The organism is Ectopseudomonas alcaliphila, assembly GCF_900101755.1.
Classification (GTDB): Bacteria; Pseudomonadota; Gammaproteobacteria; order Pseudomonadales; family Pseudomonadaceae; genus Aquipseudomonas; species Aquipseudomonas alcaliphila.
In genome coordinates, this window is record NZ_FNAE01000024.1 from 1 (window position 1) to 1,807 (window position 1,807).

The window sequence follows — 1,807 nt, forward strand, 5'->3', positions numbered from 1 at the left end:
CAATACGCCCCATCCTTGGCATAACGACCTCCTTCCATTGAGACCTTCAGCTTAGCCGATCAGGCGAAAAATAAATCTGTCCCCTTTTTCCTGCAGAATCTGTCCCCTTTTCGTCCATGTACTGCAGAGGGTCTGTCCTCTGCGGTCTTTCTTTATTCTTCTTTTCTTTCTGAAATGTTATTGCCACCATCTGCATACAAATCTTCCTTGCTTAGAGAAGCATTGTCATACCACTGCCCCTCAGCACTCTTAACCGCCTGCTTACGATACCAATAGAGCCATAGTATTTTGGCAATCCCCACAAAAAATCCAGCGCCCCCTAAAATACCGGCCCAAAATCTTCTAACACGAACCATTCCCTCAGTTGCTGGAGTGTGCTCAAGCCCTAGCACCGAGTCCAGCCAGAAAGAGAAATAGTGAAAATTCCAAATAGCAAAAGCCCCAAGCAGAACCAAAATAATAGATTTTATATTCCCCCAAACACTTGATATGTCAAAAAAACCTCCAGGACGCATATATTTTGGCAGCGACCTCAACTTCCTCATTCCCGATCCTTCTGCATAGCTTCAATAACAATAGGAATCCCAGCACCAACACTATTTTCGAGAACACCACCTATATAGCCAGGATAAGGATTTCTCGTCCCGATACTTTGCAACAATATCGCCTTATTTGGATCAATCACACCAGCACCAATGCGGTGGGAACAATAGGGGACAAACAATAATAGGGGACAGACCACGATTTACGAATTAATCGTGGTCTGTCCCCTATTAGGCATGGGTAGTTCGGCAACACAATACGCCCCATCCTTGGCATAACGACCTCCTTCCATTGAGACCTTCAGCTTAGCCGATCAGGCGGAAAATAAATCCGTCCCCTTTTCCAATCAAACCTGATCGTAACTGCTTGTTAGCCAGCTCGTTGACAGCCCTCTGGCAGGATCGATCAGCGCTCAGAGCCTGAGCCATAAACATGGACAGCGTCTCGGTCGGCGGAAACAGGCGCTCCCTGTGGTCTGGCAGCAGCGATTCGACCTGTTCAAACAACTCGGGGCCGGTCAACAGATTGAAGAACGCATAGGCATCCGCATTGGATGTGCGGTGATAGGTACGGCGCTGTTGAAGGATGGCGGCTCGGCGCCTAGGATTCATCTGGGCTGCTCCTTGGGCTCGGTGTGTGTTCGCAACTATCACCGTAGCCCAAGAGCAGCCTTTCTTCTTCTAGATCAGTTGGTTAGCGCGTAAGTAAGTGCCATTCAAATCTGTCCCCTTTTTCGCCTTTTTCGTGGCCCCCTTTTTCGCGCCCCCTTTTTCGGGTAAAAAAGCAGAGCAGGTTGCTTTGAGTCTTGACGCAAGGCCGGCTAATGGGTGTCCCCTTTTCCGGATCAATAGCTCCTAATAAAAAACAAAACGCAATATATGAAAAAACTCAAAGAAGCAAAAGCCCACCTCACCCCCATAGAAGCATCTTTTTTTATTATCGCGCCCGCTGAAAACATAATCTCCCTCCTTGAGACAAACGCATAAATACACTGCCCCGACCATATCTGACCTAATAACACCCCCCAAAAAACCCTTAAATCATCAAACAAGAAAAACAAATTAAATACCGACAAAACCATCATCACACACAAAACAGCCAACCGCCAAGTATACAGCCAATCCGCAAACTTATTCATCATCCGAAAAAATTCCCTTTGAGTGCCATTCGGGACAGATTTATTTTCCGGGGTTACGCCTCGGCCTGCCCTGACCTCGTAGCTCAACCCGCTGCCCTTGGATTCTTTCTATTTCATCCACGAAAC

The 1,807-nt window shown here is 47.3% G+C and carries 1 protein-coding gene and 1 pseudogene; both read right to left on the reverse strand.

The genetic code is table 11. The annotated features are described in order from the left end of the window. Window positions 1–152 precede the first annotated feature (152 nt). A complete protein-coding gene (locus BLR77_RS25450) occupies window positions 153–545 on the reverse strand; it encodes a hypothetical protein (RefSeq protein WP_139203108.1) in 393 nt (130 codons plus the stop codon). 345 nt (window positions 546–890) lie between these two features. Continuing rightward, a pseudogene (locus BLR77_RS24820) lies at window positions 891–1,154 on the reverse strand (IS4 family transposase); the annotation flags it as partial. Window positions 1,155–1,807 lie beyond the last annotated feature (653 nt).